Annotated in this window: 23 protein-coding genes; 1 reads left to right on the forward strand and 22 read right to left on the reverse strand. The window is 40.5% G+C overall.

The window, feature by feature from the left end:
- The 11 genes from metA to cdaA all read right to left on the reverse strand — a co-directional run bounded on the left by metA (position 1) and on the right by cdaA (position 10790).
- The gene (gene metA, locus HMPREF2805_RS08125; protein ID WP_075232105.1) at positions 1-945 is read right to left on the reverse strand and encodes a homoserine O-acetyltransferase MetA; all 945 of its coding nucleotides are present in this window, start codon (positions 943-945) and stop codon (positions 1-3) included.
- A 192-nt stretch (positions 946-1137) separates the two neighbouring features.
- Positions 1138-1650 carry an adenine phosphoribosyltransferase gene (locus HMPREF2805_RS08130; protein ID WP_006145170.1) on the reverse strand — a complete coding sequence of 171 codons (513 nt, stop codon included), beginning with the start codon at positions 1648-1650 and terminating at the stop codon, positions 1138-1140.
- A 131-nt stretch (positions 1651-1781) separates the two neighbouring features.
- Complete coding sequence (locus tag HMPREF2805_RS08135; protein WP_075232106.1) at positions 1782-2378, reverse strand: hypothetical protein; 597 nt, start codon at positions 2376-2378, stop codon at positions 1782-1784.
- Positions 2378-4246, reverse strand: a complete 1869-nt coding sequence (locus tag HMPREF2805_RS08140; RefSeq protein ID WP_075232107.1) for an ABC-F family ATP-binding cassette domain-containing protein — start codon at positions 4244-4246, stop codon at positions 2378-2380. Before HMPREF2805_RS08140 ends, HMPREF2805_RS08135 begins: the two co-directional genes overlap by 1 nt.
- A complete protein-coding gene (locus tag HMPREF2805_RS08145; protein ID WP_075232108.1) occupies positions 4243-5442 on the reverse strand; it encodes a CCA tRNA nucleotidyltransferase in 1200 nt (399 codons plus the stop codon). The genes HMPREF2805_RS08140 and HMPREF2805_RS08145 overlap by 4 nt, the downstream gene beginning before the upstream one ends.
- Positions 5439-6206 carry a 4-hydroxy-tetrahydrodipicolinate reductase gene (gene dapB, locus HMPREF2805_RS08150; RefSeq protein ID WP_075232109.1) on the reverse strand — a complete coding sequence of 256 codons (768 nt, stop codon included), beginning with the start codon at positions 6204-6206 and terminating at the stop codon, positions 5439-5441. The genes HMPREF2805_RS08145 and dapB overlap by 4 nt, the downstream gene beginning before the upstream one ends.
- Positions 6207-6487: 281 nt before the next feature.
- Complete coding sequence (locus tag HMPREF2805_RS08155) at positions 6488-7336, reverse strand: DegV family protein (protein ID WP_075232110.1); 849 nt, start codon at positions 7334-7336, stop codon at positions 6488-6490.
- A gap of 3 nt (positions 7337-7339) precedes the next feature.
- Entirely contained in the window at positions 7340-7714 is a 375-nt protein-coding gene (locus HMPREF2805_RS08160; RefSeq protein ID WP_075232111.1) for a DUF1149 family protein, read from the reverse strand.
- Positions 7715-7779: 65 nt separating this feature from the next.
- Complete coding sequence (gene glmM, locus HMPREF2805_RS08165; protein ID WP_075232112.1) at positions 7780-9129, reverse strand: phosphoglucosamine mutase; 1350 nt, start codon at positions 9127-9129, stop codon at positions 7780-7782.
- Between the two features lie 25 nt (positions 9130-9154).
- A complete protein-coding gene (locus HMPREF2805_RS08170) occupies positions 9155-9946 on the reverse strand; it encodes a CdaR family protein (RefSeq protein WP_075232113.1) in 792 nt (263 codons plus the stop codon).
- Entirely contained in the window at positions 9933-10790 is an 858-nt protein-coding gene (cdaA, locus tag HMPREF2805_RS08175; RefSeq protein WP_075232114.1) for a diadenylate cyclase CdaA, read from the reverse strand. The genes HMPREF2805_RS08170 and cdaA overlap by 14 nt, the downstream gene beginning before the upstream one ends.
- Before the next feature lie 134 nt (positions 10791-10924).
- Between cdaA and HMPREF2805_RS08180 the strand changes: the two genes are divergently transcribed.
- Entirely contained in the window at positions 10925-11893 is a 969-nt protein-coding gene (locus tag HMPREF2805_RS08180; RefSeq protein ID WP_075232115.1) for an NAD(P)/FAD-dependent oxidoreductase, read from the forward strand.
- Positions 11894-11925: 32 nt separating this feature from the next.
- Here HMPREF2805_RS08180 and whiA read toward each other — a convergent pair whose 3' ends face one another.
- The 11 genes from whiA to HMPREF2805_RS08230 form a co-directional block, all read right to left on the reverse strand.
- A complete protein-coding gene (whiA, locus tag HMPREF2805_RS08185) occupies positions 11926-12837 on the reverse strand; it encodes a DNA-binding protein WhiA (protein ID WP_075232116.1) in 912 nt (303 codons plus the stop codon).
- Positions 12834-13811 (reverse strand): YvcK family protein, encoded by a 978-nt coding sequence (locus tag HMPREF2805_RS08190; protein WP_075232117.1) that lies wholly within the window; start codon positions 13809-13811, stop codon positions 12834-12836. The genes whiA and HMPREF2805_RS08190 overlap by 4 nt, the downstream gene beginning before the upstream one ends.
- Positions 13808-14698, reverse strand: a complete 891-nt coding sequence (gene rapZ, locus HMPREF2805_RS08195; protein ID WP_049527541.1) for an RNase adapter RapZ — start codon at positions 14696-14698, stop codon at positions 13808-13810. The genes HMPREF2805_RS08190 and rapZ overlap by 4 nt, the downstream gene beginning before the upstream one ends.
- Before the next feature lie 51 nt (positions 14699-14749).
- On the reverse strand, positions 14750-15130 hold the full coding sequence (locus tag HMPREF2805_RS08200; protein ID WP_001140424.1) for a RidA family protein: 381 nt from the start codon (positions 15128-15130) through the stop codon (positions 14750-14752).
- A 9-nt stretch (positions 15131-15139) separates the two neighbouring features.
- Positions 15140-15727 carry a ribosome biogenesis GTP-binding protein YihA/YsxC gene (yihA, locus tag HMPREF2805_RS08205; RefSeq protein WP_006148034.1) on the reverse strand — a complete coding sequence of 196 codons (588 nt, stop codon included), beginning with the start codon at positions 15725-15727 and terminating at the stop codon, positions 15140-15142.
- 8 nt (positions 15728-15735) lie between these two features.
- On the reverse strand, positions 15736-16968 hold the full coding sequence (clpX, locus tag HMPREF2805_RS08210) for an ATP-dependent Clp protease ATP-binding subunit ClpX (RefSeq protein WP_006145154.1): 1233 nt from the start codon (positions 16966-16968) through the stop codon (positions 15736-15738).
- Positions 16969-16999: 31 nt separating this feature from the next.
- Positions 17000-17170 carry a hypothetical protein gene (locus HMPREF2805_RS11100; RefSeq protein ID WP_000442253.1) on the reverse strand — a complete coding sequence of 57 codons (171 nt, stop codon included), beginning with the start codon at positions 17168-17170 and terminating at the stop codon, positions 17000-17002.
- Entirely contained in the window at positions 17170-17676 is a 507-nt protein-coding gene (locus tag HMPREF2805_RS08215) for a dihydrofolate reductase (protein WP_075232118.1), read from the reverse strand. Before HMPREF2805_RS08215 ends, HMPREF2805_RS11100 begins: the two co-directional genes overlap by 1 nt.
- Positions 17677-17803: 127 nt before the next feature.
- Entirely contained in the window at positions 17804-18322 is a 519-nt protein-coding gene (locus HMPREF2805_RS08220; RefSeq protein ID WP_075232119.1) for a Dps family protein, read from the reverse strand.
- A gap of 149 nt (positions 18323-18471) precedes the next feature.
- The gene (locus HMPREF2805_RS08225) at positions 18472-20253 is read right to left on the reverse strand and encodes an ABC transporter ATP-binding protein (RefSeq protein WP_075232120.1); all 1782 of its coding nucleotides are present in this window, start codon (positions 20251-20253) and stop codon (positions 18472-18474) included.
- Positions 20254-20263: 10 nt separating this feature from the next.
- Entirely contained in the window at positions 20264-22000 is a 1737-nt protein-coding gene (locus tag HMPREF2805_RS08230; protein WP_075232121.1) for an ABC transporter ATP-binding protein, read from the reverse strand.
- Positions 22001-22023: the final 23 nt, after the last annotated feature.

Consider the following 22023-nt stretch of genomic DNA (forward strand, 5'->3'; position numbering starts at 1 on the left):
TTATAAATATCCAAAATGAGAGACATCTTCTTCTGCACTCTTCCACTCAAAAGGGGTTTCTTGGTAAACTGCATAATTTACCCAGTTACTGAAAAAGAGAGCTGCTGAGGAACTCCAACGCATACAAGGAAGTTCATGGATGTCATCATTTTTGAAATAATTTTCTGGTATATGGGGATCTAAACCAGCATCTAGATCTCTAAAATATTCTTTCGCTAGAGTATCACGATCATACTCTAAATGCCCAAAGCTATAAACTTCTCTTAAATCTCGGCTTGCAAGGATAGAGATTCCCACCTCTTTTCCAGATGCTAAAATCTCTAGATTGGTTTTATTTACAATGTCTTCTTTGAGAATTTCTGTGTGACGAGAATGGGGAGACACATACAAATCATCAAAACCTCTCAGCAAAAGATGACCTTCTTTTAAAACATCCTGAGGATAAATTCCCGAAAGCTTTTGAGCCATCTGGTGTTTATCTACGCCGTAACGATAGTAGAGGCCAGCCTGTGCTCCCCAGCAAATATGCAGGGTTGAAAAGACATGTGTCTTTGACCAATCGATGACCTGAGTAAATTCCTCCCAATAGTCCACTTCTTTAAAAGGAAGATGCTCAACCGGCGCTCCCGTGATAATCAAGCCATCAAAATACTGGTCTTGAACTTCCGAGAAGGTCTTATAAAAAGTCTCCATATGCTCAGAACGAGTTGTTTTCGACTGATGACTTTCCATATATAAGAAATCAATATCTAACTGCAAAGGAGTATTAGCTAAATGTCGTAAAAGCTGAGTCTCTGTAACCATCTTCTGTGGCATCAAGTTTAAAATCAGAATTTTCAGTGGTCGAATATCCTGATGAGCCGCCCGCTGGTCATCCATGACGAAAATATTTTCCGTTCGTAAAATCTCAACTGCTGGTAATTTTTTATCAATTCGAATCGGCATGGAAATCTCCTTACTGTATCAATTCTAGGCTCAAACGAAAATACAGTCGTCAAATGAAAAATCAGCTGACGAAAGTCCTTCCCTTTATTATACTGTAAGAAGATATAGTTTTCAATTATAGTTTTTCTCTAACTAGATATAGCCTTTTTTTATATCAGATGAAGAGAAAACAGCCCTAGGGACTGTTTTTCATTAATAATGCATAAGCACTTTATAATCGTAATCTCCGATAGCTTCGCGACCTTTAAGCTCATCAAGCTCAATCAAGAAGGCACAACCAGCTACGATACCACCAAGTTTTTCAATCATTTCGATAGTCGCTTTAACAGTACCACCTGTTGCCAAAAGGTCATCTACGATGAGAACACGTTGACCTGGTTTGATAGCATCTGCGTGCATAGTCAAAGTATCAACACCATATTCTTTTTCGTAGTCAGCTGAAATGACTTCGCGTGGCAATTTTCCTGGTTTACGCACAGGTGCAAAACCAATTCCCAACTCAAAAGCAACTGGACATCCAACGATAAATCCACGCGCTTCTGGTCCTACGATCATATCGATCTTTTTGTCAGTAGCATATTGAACAATTTCACGAACAGCATAGCTGTAGGCATTTCCGTTGGCCATCAAAGGGCTGATGTCACGGAATGTAATTCCTTCTTGTGGATAATTTTCAATACTTGCAATGTAATCTTTTAAGTTCATAGCATTTCTTTCTTTTTAAATTTTTACTCCCTATTATACCATAATTCCTAGAAAAGAGAAATAGAAAGAAACCCTGGAAACTGAGTCCAAGGCTTCTAATCAAATCTTTAACTATTGCTCGCTTAATAAAATCATTTCTTCTTTTTGCTTTTAGATTTTTGATTGCGTTGACAATTTTGTTGGATTCGCCACTCTCGCTCAAAGTAGGACATGGCTTCAAAGACTCTTCGCGGTAAACCGACATCCAGTAAGTAGATTGGAATTTTTAAAACGTTAGAATGTTTAGCAGCCGTAAATCTACTTCGTAGACGATTCCATAGAGATTTTGTTTTTACAAGGTCTTTGTCAAAAAAATAAATTTCAATCTGATAAAAATCCCTCGAACTTCTACCACCTTTAATTCTCATAAGAGAAAATGTTTCTACTTGTCCCCAAGAATAAAACTGACTTTCTTTTTTTGGATGAGGCTTATAGGAAAATCCTTGAGACGTACATTTCAAATACTCTTTATCTGAAAAAAGAAGTCGCAAACGTTCATACAAAATCCATCCAAAAATGATGATTAAGAAGCCAACAAAGAGTATTAATACCACCAATCCCATTGGTGCTTCTTTGGGGTATGTCATCATAAAAGAGAGTATCCAAAGCAGAAAAGCTAACCCAACTAAACAGAGAGTAATATTCCAGATGATTTTCTTGCTGCTCCATTTTATGATTTTTTCTTCCATTAAGCCAACTCACTTAAATATTCATAGCGTTCATATTTTTCAAGCAAGGCTTCATTCTTCTCATCTAACTCTTTTTGAAGAGTAGCTAGCTTTCCAAAGTCAGAGCCATTGGCCTGCATTTCCTCTTCAATAACAGAGATACGATTTTCCAAGTTTTCGATATCGCCTTCAATACTTGCCCACTCCTGCTTTTCTTGGTAGGTCATGCGTTTCTTCTCTTCACGGACTTTGACGACTTTTTCCTTCTCAGCCTTTTGAACTTGACTTGTTGCTTCTGCTTCGAAGGCTTTTTCATCTAGGTAGTCGGTATAGTGGCCAAAGAACGGACGTATGATGCCATTCTCAAAAGCAAGAATCTTAGTCGCCACCTTATCAAGGAAATAACGGTCGTGACTAACGGTCAAGACTGGACCTGCAAAACCTTGTAAGAAATTTTCTAGAACAGTTAAGGTCGCAATGTCTAGGTCATTAGTTGGCTCATCCAAGAGGAGAACATTTGGTTTTTCGAGGAGTAGTTTAAGGAGGTAAAGTCGTTTTTTCTCACCACCAGACAACTTCTCAATCAAAGTACCGTGTGTTGAGCGTGGGAAGAGAAATTGTTCTAGTAACTCAGCGATTGAAGTCGTAGAGCCACTACTGGTCTTAACCTCTTCTGCCACTTCCTGCAGATAATTGATAACCCGCTTGCTTTCATCCAATCCTTCGATTTGCTGAGAGAAATAGGCGATGCGAACTGTTTCACCGATAATAACCTCTCCTTCAGTCGGTTTCAAACTTCCTGCAATAAGGTTAAGAAGGGTTGACTTCCCAACACCATTGTCCCCGACGATTCCGATACGGTCTTTGGCTTGCACCAAGAGACTAAAATCCTGTAAAATTGGTTTATCATCATAGGCAAAGGAAACATCCTTAAATTCGATGACTTTTTTCCCGATACGGCTGGTTTCAAAATTCATGCTCAAGTCTGTCTCAGCTGTAGTTCCTGAGACTTCTTTTTTCAAGTCATGGAATCGATTAATCCGTGCTTGTTGCTTGGTTGCACGAGCCTGTGGTTGTCGTCTCATCCAGGCCAATTCTTGCTTATAGAGTTGTTCCTTTTTGTGAAGAAGAGCTGCATCGCGCTCATCCTGTTCAGCCTTGAGGCGAACATAGTCTTGGTAATTTCCTTGATATTCGGTCAAACCAGCACGGTCCAACTCAAAAATTCGCGTCGAGAGCGCATCTAGGAAGTACCGGTCGTGGGTGATAAAGAGAACCGTTTTCTTGGAATTTTTCAAAAAGAGGGTCAGCCACTCAATAGTCGCAATATCCAGATGGTTGGTCGGCTCATCCAAAAGCAAAAGGTCGTGATTGCCAAGTAAGACTTGCGCCAACTGGACCCGTCTTCTCAGACCACCTGACAATTCCCCAACAGGAGTAGATAAGTCCTGAATCCCCAGCTTGCTAAGAACCGTCTTGACCTGACTCTCAATTTCCCAAGCTTGGAGAGAGTCCATTTCTGCCATGACCCGTTCCAAACGTGCCTGCTTGTCCTCACTATAGTTGAGCATGATCAATTCATACTCACGAATAAGCTGGATTTCCTTGAGATCGCTGGATAGGACTGTATCCAAGACAGTCTTGCTATCATCAAAATCTGGGTCCTGGGTCAGATAACCAATCTTGTAGTCGTTTTTTGCCGAAAAAGGGCTTACGTCACCATCAAAACCAGAAACCCCTGAAAGCACATCTAAAAGAGTCGTTTTCCCAGTTCCGTTGACACCAATGAGACCGATGCGATCCAAGTCATGGATAATAAAGGAAATATCCTTAAAGACAGTCTTGTCTCCTACGGATTTACTTAGTTTTTCAACAATAAAATCACTCATTTTTTCTCCCTCAGATAAGCATGGATGGCTTGACGGTCATTTTCCAAATCTCCATCTACAATAGCATACTCAATCTCTGCTAAAATTTCTCCCATTTCTGGTCCTGGTTGATAGCCATATTCTTTGATCAAAATCCCACCATTGATTTGAATTTCTTTCTTATCATGGATGGTTAAGCTATGGTAAGTCTCTTCGATAGCCTGTGGATTAACTTCTTTTCCTTGAGCCTGACGAAGATTTTCAGCCTGTAAAAGCAAATCTAGATCAAAACGGTAACAGTCACGTTTATTTAATTCACCTTCTTCACGCAGAGCTAAAATGAGCAACAAATCTTGAACCTGCTTAGCGAATTGACGCGAAGTCTTCCAATCTTTCAAAAATTGTTGCGCATCCTTCACCTCTAAAGCCCACAATAGAGCAGCCCAGGCTTGTTCAGAAGATTCAAAGGTAAAATCAGCATCTAAGTCAAATAGAAATTGGAGGTTCTCCTGACTACCAGCCATATCTGGAAGATAATCATAAGCTTTACTTGCAATCATAGAAGACAGACCTACTCGCCAATGAGGAGCTAGTAGAAGTTTATCAAATTCAACAAAAGTACGTTCCACAGAAATTTTCTCTAAGAGTGGTGTTAAGGTCTTCATCGCTTCAAAGGTTTCTTGCTCGAGTTCAAAACCAAGACTGGCTTGAAAACGAAATCCGCGCATAATGCGTAGGGCATCTTCGTTGAAACGCTCACTAGCTACACCAACTGCTCGTAAAACTTGATTTTCTAGATCTCTCAAACCATCAAACAAATCAATGATTTCCCCTGTCTCATCTAAAGCAAAGGCATTAACTGTGAAATCACGTCGTTTGAGGTCCTCTTCTAGCGAACGAACAAAAGAAACTGAACTTGGTCTACGGTAGTCTACATAGACATCTTCTGTTCGAAAAGTAGTTACTTCGTATTCTTCATCTCCGTCTAAAACCAAAACGGTTCCATGCTCAATGCCAATGTCAGCTGTCCGTGGAAAAATCTGCTTGGTCTCTTCTGGATAAGATGACGTCGCAATATCCACATCATGGATGGGACGATTAAGTAGGGCATCCCTAACAGAGCCTCCAACAAAATAGGCTTCAAAGCCATCTTCTTTAATTTTTTCTAATACTGGTAAAGCCTTCTGAAATTCAGAAGGCATTTGTGTTAATCTCATAATAAGTGTTCTAATCCATAGACAAGCTCATGACGCTTGACAACTTCTTTGATTCCCAAATTCACCCCTGTCATGAAGGAGCTACGATCATAGGAGTCATGACGTAGGGTCAATCCTTCTCCCTGATTTCCAAATATAACTTCCTGATGAGCTACCAAACCTGGTAAACGGACTGAGTGGATTCGCATACCATCAAAATTAGCTCCACGTGCACCTGCAATGAGTTCTTCCTCATCGCTAGCACCTTGTTGGATAGACTCACGAACCTCTGCCATCAACTCAGCTGTTTTGATAGCTGTTCCACTAGGGGCATCTTTTTTCTTGTCATGGTGAAGCTCAATAATCTCTACATTTGGGAAGTATTTTGCAGCTTGTGCCGCAAATTGCATGAGTAAGACAGCACCCAAGGCAAAGTTAGGAGCAATTAAGCCACCCAAGTCTTTGGAACGAGAAAATTCTTTTAGTTCTTCAATCTCTTGACTAGTGAAACCTGTTGTTCCAACGACAGGTGCAAAGCCATTTTCAAGAGCAAAACGTGTATTCTCATAGGCAACAGCTGGCGTTGTAAAGTCAACCCATACATCTGCCTCAAAACCTGCCAAGTCATTCTTATCATTGAAAACAGGAACTCCTTGCCATTGGGTCTCAGACTCGAAAGGATCTACAACTGCTACTAGTTCAAGTTCAGGATCAGACAAAACCATTTGACAAGCAGATTGGCCCATTCTTCCCTTAAAACCAGCAATAATTACTCGAATACTCATCTCAATCTCTACTCCTGTTTAAGATACAAAGGACGTTAGCTGCCCATGAAAAATAGGGAATGGCGCTGACTTTCCACGAAAGGCAAGACAGGCATCTTTTTTCAAGAGGCAGGTAGTCCGTGTTCAATTTCTAAGATACAAAGCCTGTAAGAACACAAAGTGAAAATAGGAGGTCTGAGCAAGGAGTATCTACTCCTTGGAAGAACTATCTTTTTCACACTGGGTTCCAGACGTGTTGAATTTCAAGATACAAAGGACCTTAGTTGCCCCTAAAAAATAGTCTAGATTATGGGTGTATAGCCCAAAGCAATACTTCCTTCTCCCAGGTGAGTCCCAATAACACTACCGAAGGTTGCAATTGAAACATCTGTAGCCACTCCACCATCAATCAAAAGTTGACGTAAATCTGCTGCTTTTTGAGGAGCATTCCCGTGAATGACAGTAATCTGGTAATTCCCAATAGCTGTTGCTTCTTTAACAATTTCAACCAAGCGTTTGGTAGCCTTTTTCTCTGTACGAACCTTTTCATATACTTCTATCACACCTTGGTCATTGAAGTATAGGATTGGCTTGATACTAAGGAGATTCCCTAAAATGGCCGCACCATTTGAAAGACGTCCCCCCTTAACTAGATGGTCAAGATCATCCACCATAATAAAGGCTGAGGTATTTTCAATCTGTTCAGTTACTTTATCTAAGATAGACTCGAAACCATCTCCCTGTTCTACCCATTTAAAGACACTTTCAGCCATATAGCCTAAAGGAGCACTTGTAATTCGAGTATCTGGAAAAGCAATGGTCAAACCTTCAAACTCATCCTTCATGTATTGGATATTTTGGTAAAACCCTGAAATTCCAGAAGATAGGAAAAGACCCAAGGCATGTGTATAGCCTTTAGCTTTTAATGATGATAAAATTTCATCTAACTTGGCAATACTTGGTTGGCTCGTTTTTGGCAATTCGCTTGCTGAAGCCATTTTTTCATAAAATTCTTGAGCGGTTAGATTTACACCTTCAACATACTCCTGTCCATCGATATTCACAGGAATGTCTAGCACAAATAAATCTTCTTTCCGCAAGGTTTCCGCTTGTAGAAAAGCAGACGAGTCTGTTATGACCGCTAATTTCATTTCTTAAAACTCCAAATTAATTCCCGGTATATCAAGGGCAATTTCTGTTACTTCATAAGTCAAACGATTAAGCATATCCAAACATGGACGAGCTAGTGTCTCAACCTCTTCTTGGCTGAAATCACTTGGTTGATCGATAATACGACCTTCAACATGATTGACTTGAGAAATCGTTCCACTAATGACAAATCGATCAAAGACAATCATAAAGCTCAAAACAACTACCAAAGAAGTAACTTGATTATCTTGATCATGCTGAAGCAACTGGAAGTTTACATCAACCTTAGTTTCAGGTGCTCCATTTTCATTTTCCCATTCAAAGTTACGCGCATCAAAGTGATACTGGCTGACAAATTCTTGTTCACGTTTTAAATTCATTTTCATCTCCATTAGTACAATATAGTTGCCATTGTACCATATTTTTTTATTTTCTGCTAGAGTTACTAAATACCAATCTCAGTTTTAACAACTTCAGCAATAGTGTCTACATAGTAGTCTACTTCCTCAGTAGTAGGTGCTTCTGCCATGACACGCAAGAGTGGCTCCGTTCCACTTGGGCGAACGAGGATGCGACCATTACCTGCCATTTCTGCTTCCATCTTCTCAATAATAGCCTTGATAGCTGGCACTTCCATGGCTTTTTCTTTCATGGCATTTTCCACACGAATATTGACTAATTTTTGTGGGTAAATGGTCACTTCTGAGGCCAATTGAGACAAACTCTTACCTGTTTCTTGCATGATTTTCGTCAATTGCACAGCTGATAGTTGCCCATCACCAGTAGTATTATAGTCCATCAAGATAATGTGACCTGACTGCTCACCTCCGAGATTGTAGCCAGATTTTCTCATTTCTTCAACTACATAGCGGTCTCCAACAGCAGTGACTGCTTTATTGATTCCTTCACGATCCAAGGCCTTATGGAAACCGAGGTTGGACATAACTGTTGTCACAATCGTGTTTTGAGCCAATTGACCTTTTTCAGAGAGGTATTTCCCAATGATGTACATAATCTTGTCACCATCGACAATTTCGCCATTTTCATCAACAGCAATCAAACGGTCGCTATCCCCATCAAAGGCTAAACCAATAGCTGACCCGCTTTCTTTTACAAGTTCTTGCAAAGCTTCTGGATGAGTTGAACCAACGTTCAAGTTGATGTTAAGGCCATCTGGTGTTTCACCGATAACTGTTAATTGAGCACCTAGATCTGCAAAAATTTGGCGAGCACTTGTTGCAGCTGCTCCGTTAGCAGTGTCCAAGGCAACCTTCATCCCTTCAAGAGGAATTCCAGTTGAAACAAGATAGGCTTCATACTTACGTAAACCTTCTGGGTAGTCAACAACCGTACCTAAGCCCTCTGCACTTGGACGTGGGAGAGTATCTTCACTGGCATCTAGCAAGGCTTCGATTTCTGCTTCTTTGTCATCGTCTAGTTTAAAGCCGTCACCACCAAAGAATTTAATTCCGTTATCAAGGGCTGGGTTGTGACTTGCTGAAATCATGACACCTGCACTCGCTCCCTCAGTTTTCACCAAGTAAGCTACTGCTGGTGTTGCAAGAACTCCAAGCTTATAAACGTGAATTCCGACTGAAAGGAGACCAGCAATCAACGCTGCTTCAAGCATTTGACCTGAGATACGAGTGTCACGTCCTACAAAAACTTTTGGTGCTTCAGTCGTATGTTGACTGAGGACATAACCTCCAAAACGTCCCAATTTAAAAGCTAATTCTGGAGTTAATTCTACGTTTGCTTCTCCACGGACTCCGTCCGTTCCAAAATATTTACCCATTTTTTTATCCTTTTCTATTGTTTTATTAATCTTTTTTTGAAGAGTCTGGATTGGTTTCAGAACCAGTTGAAGACGAACTGCCCGAAGATGAGCTTGTCGTTGATGAGCTAGAACTACTTGCTGATCGAACTTGTTTCGTTGTTATCTTCATGGTTGTTTCATACGGTTTAATCACCGTTGGTAAAACTGTTCCATTCTTATCAATAGCTTGTAGAGGAACTGAACCCGTATAATTTCCTGTAATTTTTTCACTAGTTGGTAAAACAGCCACAATCTTATCAATCTTGGATAAGGTATCAGCATCACTAGTAACCGAAACGCGTTCATCTGAAACAGTCACACTATCGATGAGAATTCGTTCATCAACCTTACCAGAGTCAATCTGTGGAGTGACTGGTAAATTATCCCGTGTTGCCTTCTTCCCAATTTTAACGGTGATTTTCTGTGGTGTTGCTAGGGCTGTTAAACCGCTTGGAAGATTCTCAATGGTCAAGGGAACTTCAATGGTTCCTTCGGTAGCTTGTGTCAAATCTGCAATAACCTTGAATTTACGAGTGCTTTCTTGCATCTCACTAGCCAAGGTCACTCGATTAGATCCAGTTAAAAATACCGTTACTTCTGAACTAAAACCGCTAATAAAATACTGCTCACTATCGTACTGAATATCAATCGGTACATTTACGACTGTATTGGTATAGGTTTCTGTTCGAGCCGGTCTTGCATTATTATTATTTTGGTAATTAATAGAGGTAGCGTAGATAAATAAAACACAAGCAAAGAGGAGTGAGGAGATGATATATAAACTATTTTTTTTCATTCTTCCAGCCTCCTAATATACGCTCTGTTAAGCTTGGCTCTTGTGAATTTTCCGGAATCAGTATACGACGTAGCTCTTCCTCAAATTCTTCCATCGTTAAATCATGCTTAAAGACACCATTATAGGTAATGGAAATACCTCCAGTTTCCTCTGATACCACAAAAGTGAGAGCATCAGAAACCTCAGATAAACCAATGGCTGCCCGATGTCGCGTTCCAAATTCTTTTGAAATACCTGTATTTTCCGTCAATGGTAGATAGGCAGAAGTTACGGCTATTCGATCCCCTTTAATAATCACAGCACCATCATGTAAAGGTGTGTTTGGAATGAAGATGTTGATCAAAAGTTCTGCTGATATCTTAGCATCTAGAGGAATCCCCGTTGCAATATACTCCTGCAAGGTCCTGACTCGCTGTACAGCTACTAAGGCTCCAATCTTTCTCGGACTCATGTATTCGACTGCTTTGACGAATGCCTGAATCATCTGTTCTTCTGAACTGATGGGTGTACTTGAAAAGAAGTCTGTTGCACGCCCCAATCGTTCCAAGCCTGTCCGAATCTCTGGAGAAAAGATGACAACTGCTGCAATAACCCCGTAAGTAATCAATTGATTGATCAACCAGGAAATAGTCGTCAAGCCCAAGGTATTAGCTGCTATCTGAGCTAAGATAAAGACTAGAACGCCTCGAACCAGGATCATAATCTTGGTTCCTGCAATTGATTTTGTAAATTGGTATAAGATATAGGCAACGATAAGAATATCAATCACATTTATCAGAATACTCCAAGGACTGGAAAATAAACTAGACCAGTATTGAAGATTAGATAATTGCTGAAAATTCATTCTAGGCCTCCTCTCCATAAAAAAGCTACTCTTCATTATATCATTTTATATGAAAATTTTCTTCCCCCTACTTCATTTTAAATTAGTAGAAAATATGATAGAATTGATTAGAAGAAATAAATTAAGGAGAAACCATGTCTGAACTATATGATATCACCATTGTAGGAGGTGGTCCTGTCGGTCTTTTCGCAGCCTTTTATGCTCACCTTCGTCAAGCCAAAGTACAAATCATCGATTCTCTTCCTCAACTAGGTGGTCAACCTGCCATCCTTTATCCTGAAAAACAAATTCTCGATGTTCCAGGTTTTCCAAACCTTACTGGGGAGGAATTGACTAGCCGACTTTTGGAACAACTTGAAGGATTTGAGACGCCTGTTCATCTCAATGAAACGGTGCTTGAGATTGAAAAACAAGAAGATGGCTTTGCCATTACAACTTCTAAAGGAAGTCACCTGTCTAAAACAGTTATCATCGCTATGGGTGGCGGAGCCTTTAAACCTCGTCCACTAGAATTAGAAGGCGTGGAAGGCTATGACAATATCCACTACCACGTTTCTAATATTCAACAATATGCTGGTAAGAAGATAACCATCCTCGGTGGTGGTGACTCAGCTGTGGACTGGGCACTAGCTTTTGAAAAGATTGCTCCAACTACACTTGTTCACCGTCGAGATAACTTCCGTGCTCTTGAACATAGCGTACAAGCCTTGCAAGAGTCTTCTGTGACTATCAAAACCCCATTTGTACCAAGTCAACTTCTTGGAGATGGAAAAACTTTAGACAAGCTTGAAATTACAAAAGTTAAATCCGATGAGACCGAAAGTATTGAACTAGACCATCTCTTTGTCAACTATGGCTTTAAATCTTCTGTTGGTAATCTTAAAAAATGGGGATTAGAACTGAACCGCCACAAGATTATTGTCAATAGCAAGCAAGAATCAAGCCAAGCTGGAATTTACGCTATTGGTGACTGCTGCTACTATGAAGGTAAGATTGACTTGATTGCCACAGGTCTTGGTGAAGCACCAACTGCTGTCAACAATGCCATTAACTACATTGACCCAGAACAAAAAGTACAACCAAAACACTCTACAAGTTTATAAGAAAAGAACCACGAATCCGAAGATTCGTGGTTTTATAGTTCATCAGCAATCTTGTTTATCTTTCTCAGTCGATGATTGACACCACTTTTGGTTAAGGGATTTGTCAGACTATCTGCCAACTTTTGAATAGAATAGTCTGGATGCTGGATACGCAGACGGGCAACTTCCTGCAAGTCTGCTGGCAGATTATCCAAGCCAATTCTATCTTTGATTTTACTGATATTATTAATGGTTTTCATGCTTGCAGAAACCGTACGAGCAATATTTGCCGTCTCTGCATTATTGGCACGATTGAGGTCATTTCGAGTTTCTCGGAGAATCTTGATACCTTCAAAAGTATCACGTGCCTCCATAGCTCCTACTAAAATCAGGAAATCCATAATATCTTCTGCTCGCTGGAGATAGGTCACTGCACCTTTTTTTCGTTCAATCACCTTGGCATCTAACAAGAACTGCTGCAAGAGCGAAGCGATCCCTTGGGCATGGTCCAGATAAACTGAACTAATTTCCAGCTGATACTTGCCTGACTCGGGATCCCGAATACTCCCATTTGCTAAAAATGCACCACAAAGATAGGCACGACCTGCTTCTTCATCTCCTAAAATATCCGGATCAATTCCCGTCTCCAGACCAAAGAAAGAATCAGCCAAACGCAAATCCGCTAAAAGTTCTTGGACTTGTTCATCTGTAAACACAGTATAAACACGATTTTTACGAAGATTGCTTCTCTGATGATGACGAATCTCCGACTTAATACCATAAAAGTGTAAGAACGATTCATAGAGATGGCGGGCAAGCTTGGCACTCTCTGTAACAACGGATAAGGTCAAGCCAGAACTAGACAAACCTACGCTTCCAGACATCTTGATAATGGCTGATAACTCATAGCGACTCAGGTGGTGTTGACCTAGGATTTCTTCTTTTACTGCTACTGTGAAACTCATTTTCTCACCTGTATGATGCGCATTAATTCATCCACGATTAAATCCCCATCATGGAAGGCACCACCATTTTCCAAGCGTAGGAAGTTGGATGAAATGACACGGGGAACTTGTTGATGCAAACCATCAAAATCATGCTCAACCTGAACTAGATACTCATCGAAACGGTTGGTGTCCATATAGTCTCTTGGAACCTTTTCAATATTAACAAGTACGGTATCAATAAAGGGGCGACCAAGATGACGATGCAAGACTTCCACATGATCACTATCTGTAAAATGCTCAGTCTCACCACGTTGGGTCATGATATTGCAAACATAAGCCACCTCTGCTTTGGTTTCAAGAAGGGCTTGTCCAATCTCTTCAATGACAATATTCGGCAAAATGGAGGTAAAGAGTGAACCAGGCCCTAAGACAATCATATCACTCTCAAGAATGGTATTAACAACTCGGCGACTTGCTTGGGGTTTTTCATCATTCAGGGTATTGGTGACATAAACATGGTCAATCATGCCTGGATGGTCTGCAATGTGACTTTCCCCAGCTACTTCTGAACCATCTTTAAAGACTGCATGCAAGGTCAAGGGATGATCACTAGATGGATAAATCTTTCCAGTCGTATGGAAAAATTTACTCAGCAATTGCATGGCGTTATAGGTTGAGCCCTGCAATTCAGAAAGCCCTGCTATGAGAATATTCCCTAGCGGATGTCCAGCAAAGGCACCTGCATCTTCCGAGAAGCGGTATTGAAAAACCTTTTCATAGAACTTTGGCATATCTGACATGGCAACAAGCACATTGCGTAAATCTACAGGTGGTGTCAACTGCTGCATATTTTTACGCAGTTCACCTGAAGAACCTCCGTCATCAGCAACAGTTACAATGGCTGCAATATCAACATCTCTTTCCCGCAAACTTTTTAAAATAACAGGGATTCCAGTTCCTCCACCAATCACTGTAATTTTTGGTTTTCTCATGAACGGTTTACCGTTTCCTTTCTTCGGTCTTTATCACGATGGCTTTCATTTACAGGCCAATTCTTAGACAAATCAGTGGCTAATCGTTTGGCAAAGGCAACACTCCGGTGTTGTCCACCTGTACAACCTACTGCAATGGTTAAAACAGATTTTCCTTCTTTCTTGTAGCCAGGTAGGATTGGTTCGATCAAGGCCAACAAATGGCGGTAGAAATCTTCAGATTCTTCATGATTCATAACATAGTCATAAACGGCCTGATCTTCACCTGTCTGATTGCGAAGTTCTGGTAGATAGTAAGGATTTGGGAGGAAACGAACATCAAATACCAAGTCAGCATCAATAGGAATGCCATATTTAAACCCGAAAGACATAACCTCAATACGGAAGGACTGAGCCTGTTCTTGATCTGAAAACTGCTCTGCAATGGTCTTACGGAGTTCACGAGGAGTTAACTCTGTTGTGTCAACCACGTTTTGACTCATATTTTTCAAGGGTGCCAAGAGTTCACGTTCCAGCTTAATTCCGTCCAAGATACGACCATCTGCTGCCAGAGGGTGACTTCTTCTAGTCTCCTTATAGCGTGCCACCAATTCCTTATCTGCTGCATCCAAAAAGAGGATTTTAAAGTCCAAATCATCTTGATTTTCCAATTCATCCAAGACAGCCTGAATCTCTGAGAAGAAAGAACGACTACGCATATCCACCACTAGGGCCAACTTGTGGTCATCATCCTTGGTCTCAACCAACTGTAAAAATTTTGGTAAGAGGGCAGGTGGCATATTATCAATGGTAAAATATCCTAAATCTTCAAAGGATTGAATGGCTACGGTTTTTCCTGCACCACTCATCCCTGTCACAATCACCAGGTGAAGTTGTTTCTTTGTCATCATTGTCTCCTTATATCAAAAGAAGTTTGGAAGAACCAAACTTCAACTCGCTTATCCAATCTCTGCGATGACTTCAATTTCGACTTTTACATCGCGAGGAAGACGAGCTACTTCTACAGCTGAACGAGCTGGAAATTCCTTGTTAAAGGCTGTTTGGTATACCTCATTGAAAGGTACAAAGTCGTTCATATCACTCAAAAAGCAAGTTGTTTTAACAACATGGTCAAAATCCGTTCCTGCCTCTGCTAAAATAGCTCCAATATTTTTCAAGACTTGTTCAGTCTGTTCTTGGATCGTTTCTCCTACGATTTCTCCAGTTTCAGGAGACAATGGAACTTGACCGCTAGCAAACAAAAGGTTGCCAACGATTTTTCCTTGAACGTAAGGTCCGATTGCCTTTGGAGCTTTATCTGTATGAATTGTTTTTGCCATTTGTATTCCTCACAATTTTTCTAAAATAGCATCCCAAGCTTGATCCATTCCTGCTTTTGTTACGGACGAAAAGAGGATAAAATCATCGCTTGGATCAAAATTTAATTTCTTTTTAATAGCTGATTCGTGCTTGTTCCATTTCCCACGCGGAATCTTATCTGCTTTAGTCGCCACAATGATGACAGGAATCTCATAATACTTAAGAAATTCGTACATCTGTACATCATCAGCTGTCGGATCATGACGAAGGTCAACGAGACTAACCACTGCTCGAAGATTTTCTCGAGTGGTTAAGTACTCCTCAATCATGCGTCCCCATTTTTCGCGTTCCTTTTTGGAAACACGGGCATAACCGTAACCAGGCACATCTACAAAACGCATCTTATCATCAATATTAAAGAAATTAAGTAGTTGTGTTTTCCCTGGTTTTCCAGAGGTACGAGCTAGATTTTTACGATTGAGCATGGTATTGATAAAGCTCGATTTACCAACATTTGAGCGTCCTGCAAGAGCAATTTCAGGAAGTTCATCCTGCGGATAGTGGGACTTATTGGCAGCACTCAGTAAAATCTCAGCATTGTGTGTATTGATTTCCATAGTCACCTCTAGGCTGTCTCTAGGATTGGCTTAGCTGTTCCATCAACTGCTTCTTTTGTGATACGAACTGTTTTCACATTTTCTTGACTTGGAACTTCAAACATAACATCTAGCATGGTTTCTTCGATGATTGAGCGAAGACCACGCGCACCAGTCTTGCGTTCAATAGCTTTATTTGCAATTTCCTGAAGTGCTTCATCGTCAAATTCTAACTCAACATCATCATAAGAAAGCAAGGTCTGGTATTGTTTGACTAAGGCATTTCTTGGTTCCTTCAAGATGCGAACCAAATCATCTACTGTCAACTGCTCCAAGGCTGCAAAGACAGGCAAGCGTCCAATTAATTCAGGAATAATACCGAATTTTTGAATATCTTCTGCAATGATTTCTTGCATGTATGAGCTGTTTTCATCAATAGCCTTGTTATTTTGTCCGAAACCGATGACTTTTTCACCAAGACGCTGTTTGACAATTTCTTCGATTCCATCAAAGGCACCACCCACGATGAAGAGGATATTCTTGGTATCTACTTGGATCATTTCTTGTTGTGGATGTTTGCGTCCACCTTGTGGAGGAACACTTGCTACTGTACCTTCGATAATCTTAAGGAGGGCTTGTTGCACACCTTCACCAGAAACATCACGTGTGATGGAAACATTTTCGCTCTTCTTAGCAATCTTATCAATCTCATCGACGTAGATAATTCCACGCTCTGCACGTTCGATGTTGAAGTCAGCTGCCTGCAAGAGTTTGAGGAGGATATTTTCCACGTCCTCACCTACATAACCAGCCTCAGTAAGAGCTGTTGCATCTGCAATGGCAAATGGTACATTCAAACTTCTAGCAAGTGTTTGAGCAAGGAAAGTCTTCCCTGAACCAGTTGGGCCAATCATCAAAATGTTTGATTTTTGCAAATCCACATCTTCTGACTCTTCACGAGTGTCATGGAAATTGATGCGTTTGTAGTGGTTATATACAGCCACTGCCAAGGCACGTTTGGCACGATCTTGACCGATCACATAGTGGTTCAAGATGTTTAGGAGTTCGATTGGTTTTGGTACTTCAGACAAGTCTGCTAGGACTTCCTCTGCCAACTCCTCACGAATGATTTCCTGGGCTAACTCCACACACTCATTACAGATAAAGGCGTTGTTCCCAGCGATTATTTTTTTAACTTCTTCTTGGCTTTTGCCACAAAATGAGCAATAAACCATCATATCATTTTTCCTATTTGTAGGCATGATTCCCTTCCGTTCTAAATGATTTTTCTATCTAAAATAAGGTCATATAAAAAGCATGAATGCTATTCACCAAGTTTGTAAAGGCATTAAGCCAAAGTAGAGTAGCAAGTCCAAAGCGCTTTTTACGAAAAGCGTGTGTTCCAGCTACAAAACAGACAGCACACAAAAGAGCTGTGAAAAATCCAAAAATACTGCGCTCCATTAGACTTCCTTTCTCTTTCTATATTCGATGGTAAAATCAAAGGCATTTTTCTCATCTTTGCTATAAGATTTGCTTGCAAGAGTCTCAAAAGTAGTCAAGTCAAAATCTTCTGGGAAATAGGTATCCCCTTCAACTTGAGCATGAATTTGTGTCACAATAATCTCATCGAGATAAGGTTCAAAAAGCTGAAAAATCTGCTTGCCACCAATGATATAGAGATTCTTATCCTGATGATGATACCAGTCTAAAACCTGCTCAACATTTTGGAAAACCAGAGCCCCCTCAATTGACTCTTCGGGATTGCGCGTCAAAATTAGGGTCTCACGTCCTGGAAGCAATCGTCGCCCCATTCCATCAAAGGTTACACGTCCCATTAAAATGGCATGATTCAAGGTTGTTTCTTTGAAATGTTTTAACTCTGCTGGCAAATTCCATGGCAAGCGATCCTCTTTTCCGATCACACCCTTTTCATCTTGAGCCCAAATGGCTACGATTTTCTTTGTCATGCTTTCATCCTTTTCATTGATAGTTCTATTTTATCAAAAATCTTCAAAAAAGACTGTTTTGGAATGCCCTCCTGAATAGAAAAAATCCGTAGAAACTTTCTACGGATTTTTGACAAAATAGAGTATCTTACAAACCAGGTGCTTGTCCTAATTCTGCTGCAAGCATCCAGACTGTTTTTTCAAGGTCTGCCTTAGCACCAACGAAGATATCATTGGTTACATCATCACCTTCTTCATCTGTTACATCCAAAGCTTTTTGGAAAAGAGTGATGAGGTAACGATAAATTTCAAGAACACGTTCCAAACTTTCTTCTACATTACGGAATTCTCCAACTTCTTCCTCGATTTCACTGTGTTGAAGGAATTCTGTCAAAGTAGAGTATGGTTTTCCACCAAGTGTAATCAAGCGTTCGCTGATTTCATCTAGGTAACCATCAAGGCTATCCATGTATTCATCCATCTTAGGATGCCATACCATGAATCCACGTCCACGCATGTACCAGTGTACTTGATGAAGAGCGATATGTGCTACATACAAGTCAGCTACTGCTTGATTCAAAACTTCCTTTGTATTTACTAGCGCTTCTGCCGCTGGTTTAGATAATGTTGCTACGTCTTTTACTGCTTCTTTTTTCAATTCTACCATCTTTCTCACCTCATAATATTATTTTTGCAACCATATTTATTGATTACTATCTCAGTATACTACATCTAGTAGACAAACGCAAGAAAATTAACCCATATTAAAAAAGTTCTAATTGACTGATAATTTAAGAAAATGAGTGGCTATTTATCCTAGCTATTTTCACTGTTTTTACTAGAAAATTGACTTTGGTAAAGGTCATAATAGAAACCTTTTGCAGCTAAGAGACTTTCATGATTTCCTTGTTCGATAATCTGTCCATCTTTCAGCACCAAAATCTTGTCCGCTTCCTGAATAGTCGAAAGTCTATGGGCGATAACAAAGCTTGTTCTCCCTTTCATCAAACGCTTCATGGCCTTTTGAATCAAGAGTTCTAGACGCGTATCGACTGATGAGGTCGCTTCGTCAAGGATTAGAATTTTTGGATCAGCCAAGAGAGCACGCGCGATAGTTAACAACTGCTTCTGACCAAGAGAAATATTACTTGACTCTTGGTTCATCTCCATGTTGTAACCACCAGGAAGAGTACGGATAAAGTGGTCAACATTGGCAGCCTTAGCAGCTTCAACGATTTCTTCATCTGTTGCCTCAAGATTCCCAAAACGAAGATTTTCCTTGATACTACCTTCATAGAGCCAGGCGTCTTGTAGGACCATCCCGAACTGACGACGGTAGTCCTGACGAGACAAGTCTCGAATATCTTGACCATCCACTAAAATAGCACCTGCGGTCACATCATAAAAACGCATGAGCAGGTTAATTAATGTTGTTTTACCTGCCCCAGTAGGTCCAACGATGGCTACCATCTCTCCAGGTTCAACATCTAGGTTGAAATTGCGAATCAATGGTTTATTTTCCACGTATTGGAAATCAACATTCTTGAAGCTAACCTGTCCTGTTAATGGCGCCAGTTCTTTTACTTCAGCAGTTTGGACTTCTTCCTGTTCATCCAAAACTTCGAAGACACGGTCAAGCGAAGACTTAGCACTTTGCATTTGCCCCGCTAATTGAGTAATATTTTGGATTGGTTGACTGACCTGCCACACATACTGAACAAAAGCTTGCATATTACCAATGGTTAAGCGGCCTGCAATAACCTGCAATCCTCCTAGGACAGCGACTATCAGATAAGTTAAGTCGGATACAATGTGTAAGGCAGGCATCATCAAACCGGAAATAAAGCTCGCCTTAAATCCAACCTGTTGCAATTCATCCGTAATCTTTTCAAATCTCTCTTGAGATTTCTCTTCACGTCCGAAAAGTTTTAAAACATTGAAACCTGTCAAGTTTTCTTGTACAAATCCATTCATACGTCCCAATATAGCCGCCTGCTGTTTAAAGTATGGTTGCGAACGATTCAGAATTGTTTTAGCCCCAAAATAAGTTATCGGAATCGACAAGATAACAATGATAGCCAGCTGAAGATTGAGATAGAGGACCATTCCCATAACAAAAATAATGGTAAAGACTGCATTGACAATCTGTAAGAAAGATTGTTGTAGAGCGTTCGAAACAGTTTCAACATCACTGGTAAAGCGACCTAGCAAATCTCCAAACTGGTGTTTGTCAAAGTAAGACACAGGGATGCGGTTGATTTTTTCGCTCATTTCATTTCGCAAATCCTGTATCATAGACTGGACAGCATTGGTCATGAAATAGTTTGAGTAGTAAGAACCCAACTCATAAAAAAGGCCACGCAAGAGATAGATCACCAGAATCACTGCGATATAGCTGGTATTAATCCCTGCTCCTGCAACACCATTTGCCATGGCAAGGAGGTTGCTGGTTAACTCAGTGATAGCAAGCCCCAATATGAATGGCTCGATAACACTCATTATGACGCTGACTATTTTCAAGAAGACTGCAAAGTAAACAGAGAAACGGTAGGCTTTTAAATAGCTCCATAGACGAGCTAGACTAGATTGTTGTTTCATCCTTTACCTCCTATTCTTCTGTCAAAGACGCATTTTTTAGCTGCGACTCAGCAATTTCTCGATAGATATCATTGGTTACCATCAATTCTTCATGACGTCCACGACCAACGATTTCGCCCTTATCAAGGACGATAATCTGGTCCGCATCCATAATGGTTCCAACACGTTGCGCAACAATCAATACCGTAGCATCTTGCGTCACTTCCTTGAGACGACGACGCAAGATTGCATCTGTACGGTAGTCCAAGGCTGAGAAGGAATCATCAAAGATATAGATATCTGGACCCTTGATGACTGCGCGGGCAATCGACAAGCGTTGCTTTTGACCACCTGATAGATTGCTTCCCCCTTCAGCCAGATGAGTTGCAAAACCTTCTTCTCGACTTTCGATAAAGTCTTTGGCTTGGGCTACATCAGCTGCTTGGTGCAAGTCCTCATGACTGGCGTCCTCTTTTCCGTAACGGAGATTATCTGCGATAGTCCCTGTAAAGAGCAAGGCTTTTTGTGGAATAAAACCAATTTTCTGGCGGAGTGATTTGAGACGGTAATCCCGGACATCAACACCATCGACCTTAATTTTCCCTAGTGTAACATCATAAAAACGAGGAATTAACTGAACCAGAGTAGACTTACCTGACCCAGTCGAACCGATAAAAGCAATGGTTTCTCCCGGTTTAGCAGTAAAGGAAATATTATGCAAAACAGGGCTTTCTGTTTCCCCAGGATAAGCAAAGGTCACATTATCAAATTCTAAGTAACCATGTGTTTCTGTTTCTTGAATTCCGTCCTCATTTGGATCAATGGAAATAGGCATATCCATGATTTCCTTCAAACGCTCACTAGACACAGCCGTACGTGGATACATGGTAAAGAGGTTTGACAAGAAAAGGAAAGACAAGAGGGCATGGAAACTATACTCGATAAAGGCCACCAAATCCCCAATCTGCAAACTACCGTGCTTGAGGGGATCAAGAGCAAACCAAACGATAGCTACAATCATGGCAATAATGATTTGCACAAAAAGTGGCTCTGTCAAACCAGTCAATTTGAACAAACGATTTGAATTATCCGCATAGATTGCATTTTTCTCTTCGAAACGGTTTTCTTGGAAGTCTTCACGAGCAAAGGCACGAATCACTCGCAAGCCCATCAAATTTTCACGGACATATTGGTTTATCTTGTCCAGTGTTTTCTGTTGTTTTTCAGATAAGGGGCGCGTTTTCACTGCCACATAAAGGACTACTACAGCTAGAAAAGGAACTGAAAAAGCTACAATCCAAGCTAGTGAAGGACTGGTCAAGAAAATCATGAGAATACTCGATAGCATCATCATGGGTGTGATAACACCCAACTTAAGCGTTTGTTCTGCAAACTGCATGAGAACAAAGGCATCACTGGTAATACGAGTAACTAGTGAAGACACACCGATTTGTTCATATTCATGATGAGAATACTCTTGTAACTTAGCATAGACATCATTCCGCATGTCCTTAACCATATTGGTGGTCAATTTACTAGCAGCATAGGATAGAACAACCCGCCCAAATGTTCCTAAGACGATAATAACCAACATGACGATAGCCCAAAAATAGAGCTTTTCTTCATTACCTTGATTAATCCCCTGGTCAATCATACGAGCAAGAACAGTCGGTAGACCTAGATTGACAATGACAAAGAAAATAGCTCCGAGAAAGTCTAAAATCAACCACTTGGGATAACGTTTGAGATAAGACCAAATATAAAGCATAATTCTCCTTTCCTTTTCATTCA

The organism is Streptococcus sp. HMSC034E03 (assembly GCF_001811505.1).
In the GTDB taxonomy this organism is placed as follows: domain Bacteria; phylum Bacillota; class Bacilli; order Lactobacillales; family Streptococcaceae; genus Streptococcus.

Coding starts and splice junctions, on each gene's coding strand:
- HMPREF2805_RS08160 (WP_075232111.1), bottom strand. CDS start 7,714: ATGAATTTAAAACGTGAACAAGAATTTGTCAGCCAGTATCACTTTGAT.
- dapB (WP_075232109.1), bottom strand. CDS start 6,206: ATGAGTATTCGAGTAATTATTGCTGGTTTTAAGGGAAGAATGGGCCAA.
- HMPREF2805_RS08215 (WP_075232118.1), bottom strand. CDS start 17,676: ATGACAAAGAAAATCGTAGCCATTTGGGCTCAAGATGAAAAGGGTGTG.
- HMPREF2805_RS08230 (WP_075232121.1), bottom strand. CDS start 22,000: ATGCTTTATATTTGGTCTTATCTCAAACGTTATCCCAAGTGGTTGATT.
- HMPREF2805_RS08225 (WP_075232120.1), bottom strand. CDS start 20,253: ATGAAACAACAATCTAGTCTAGCTCGTCTATGGAGCTATTTAAAAGCC.
- whiA (WP_075232116.1), bottom strand. CDS start 12,837: ATGAGTTTCACAGTAGCAGTAAAAGAAGAAATCCTAGGTCAACACCAC.
- clpX (WP_006145154.1), bottom strand. CDS start 16,968: ATGCCTACAAATAGGAAAAATGATATGATGGTTTATTGCTCATTTTGT.
- HMPREF2805_RS11100 (WP_000442253.1), bottom strand. CDS start 17,170: ATGGAGCGCAGTATTTTTGGATTTTTCACAGCTCTTTTGTGTGCTGTC.
- HMPREF2805_RS08135 (WP_075232106.1), bottom strand. CDS start 2,378: ATGGAAGAAAAAATCATAAAATGGAGCAGCAAGAAAATCATCTGGAAT.
- rapZ (WP_049527541.1), bottom strand. CDS start 14,698: ATGACAAAGAAACAACTTCACCTGGTGATTGTGACAGGGATGAGTGGT.
- HMPREF2805_RS08140 (WP_075232107.1), bottom strand. CDS start 4,246: ATGAGTGATTTTATTGTTGAAAAACTAAGTAAATCCGTAGGAGACAAG.
- HMPREF2805_RS08155 (WP_075232110.1), bottom strand. CDS start 7,336: ATGAAATTAGCGGTCATAACAGACTCGTCTGCTTTTCTACAAGCGGAA.
- HMPREF2805_RS08190 (WP_075232117.1), bottom strand. CDS start 13,811: ATGAGAAAACCAAAAATTACAGTGATTGGTGGAGGAACTGGAATCCCT.
- HMPREF2805_RS08220 (WP_075232119.1), bottom strand. CDS start 18,322: ATGGTAGAATTGAAAAAAGAAGCAGTAAAAGACGTAGCAACATTATCT.
- yihA (WP_006148034.1), bottom strand. CDS start 15,727: ATGGAAATCAATACACACAATGCTGAGATTTTACTGAGTGCTGCCAAT.
- HMPREF2805_RS08200 (WP_001140424.1), bottom strand. CDS start 15,130: ATGGCAAAAACAATTCATACAGATAAAGCTCCAAAGGCAATCGGACCT.
- HMPREF2805_RS08145 (WP_075232108.1), bottom strand. CDS start 5,442: ATGAGATTAACACAAATGCCTTCTGAATTTCAGAAGGCTTTACCAGTA.
- metA (WP_075232105.1), bottom strand. CDS start 945: ATGCCGATTCGAATTGATAAAAAATTACCAGCAGTTGAGATTTTACGA.
- cdaA (WP_075232114.1), bottom strand. CDS start 10,790: ATGAATTTTCAGCAATTATCTAATCTTCAATACTGGTCTAGTTTATTT.
- HMPREF2805_RS08180 (WP_075232115.1), top strand. CDS start 10,925: ATGTCTGAACTATATGATATCACCATTGTAGGAGGTGGTCCTGTCGGT.
- HMPREF2805_RS08170 (WP_075232113.1), bottom strand. CDS start 9,946: ATGAAAAAAAATAGTTTATATATCATCTCCTCACTCCTCTTTGCTTGT.
- glmM (WP_075232112.1), bottom strand. CDS start 9,129: ATGGGTAAATATTTTGGAACGGACGGAGTCCGTGGAGAAGCAAACGTA.
- HMPREF2805_RS08130 (WP_006145170.1), bottom strand. CDS start 1,650: ATGAACTTAAAAGATTACATTGCAAGTATTGAAAATTATCCACAAGAA.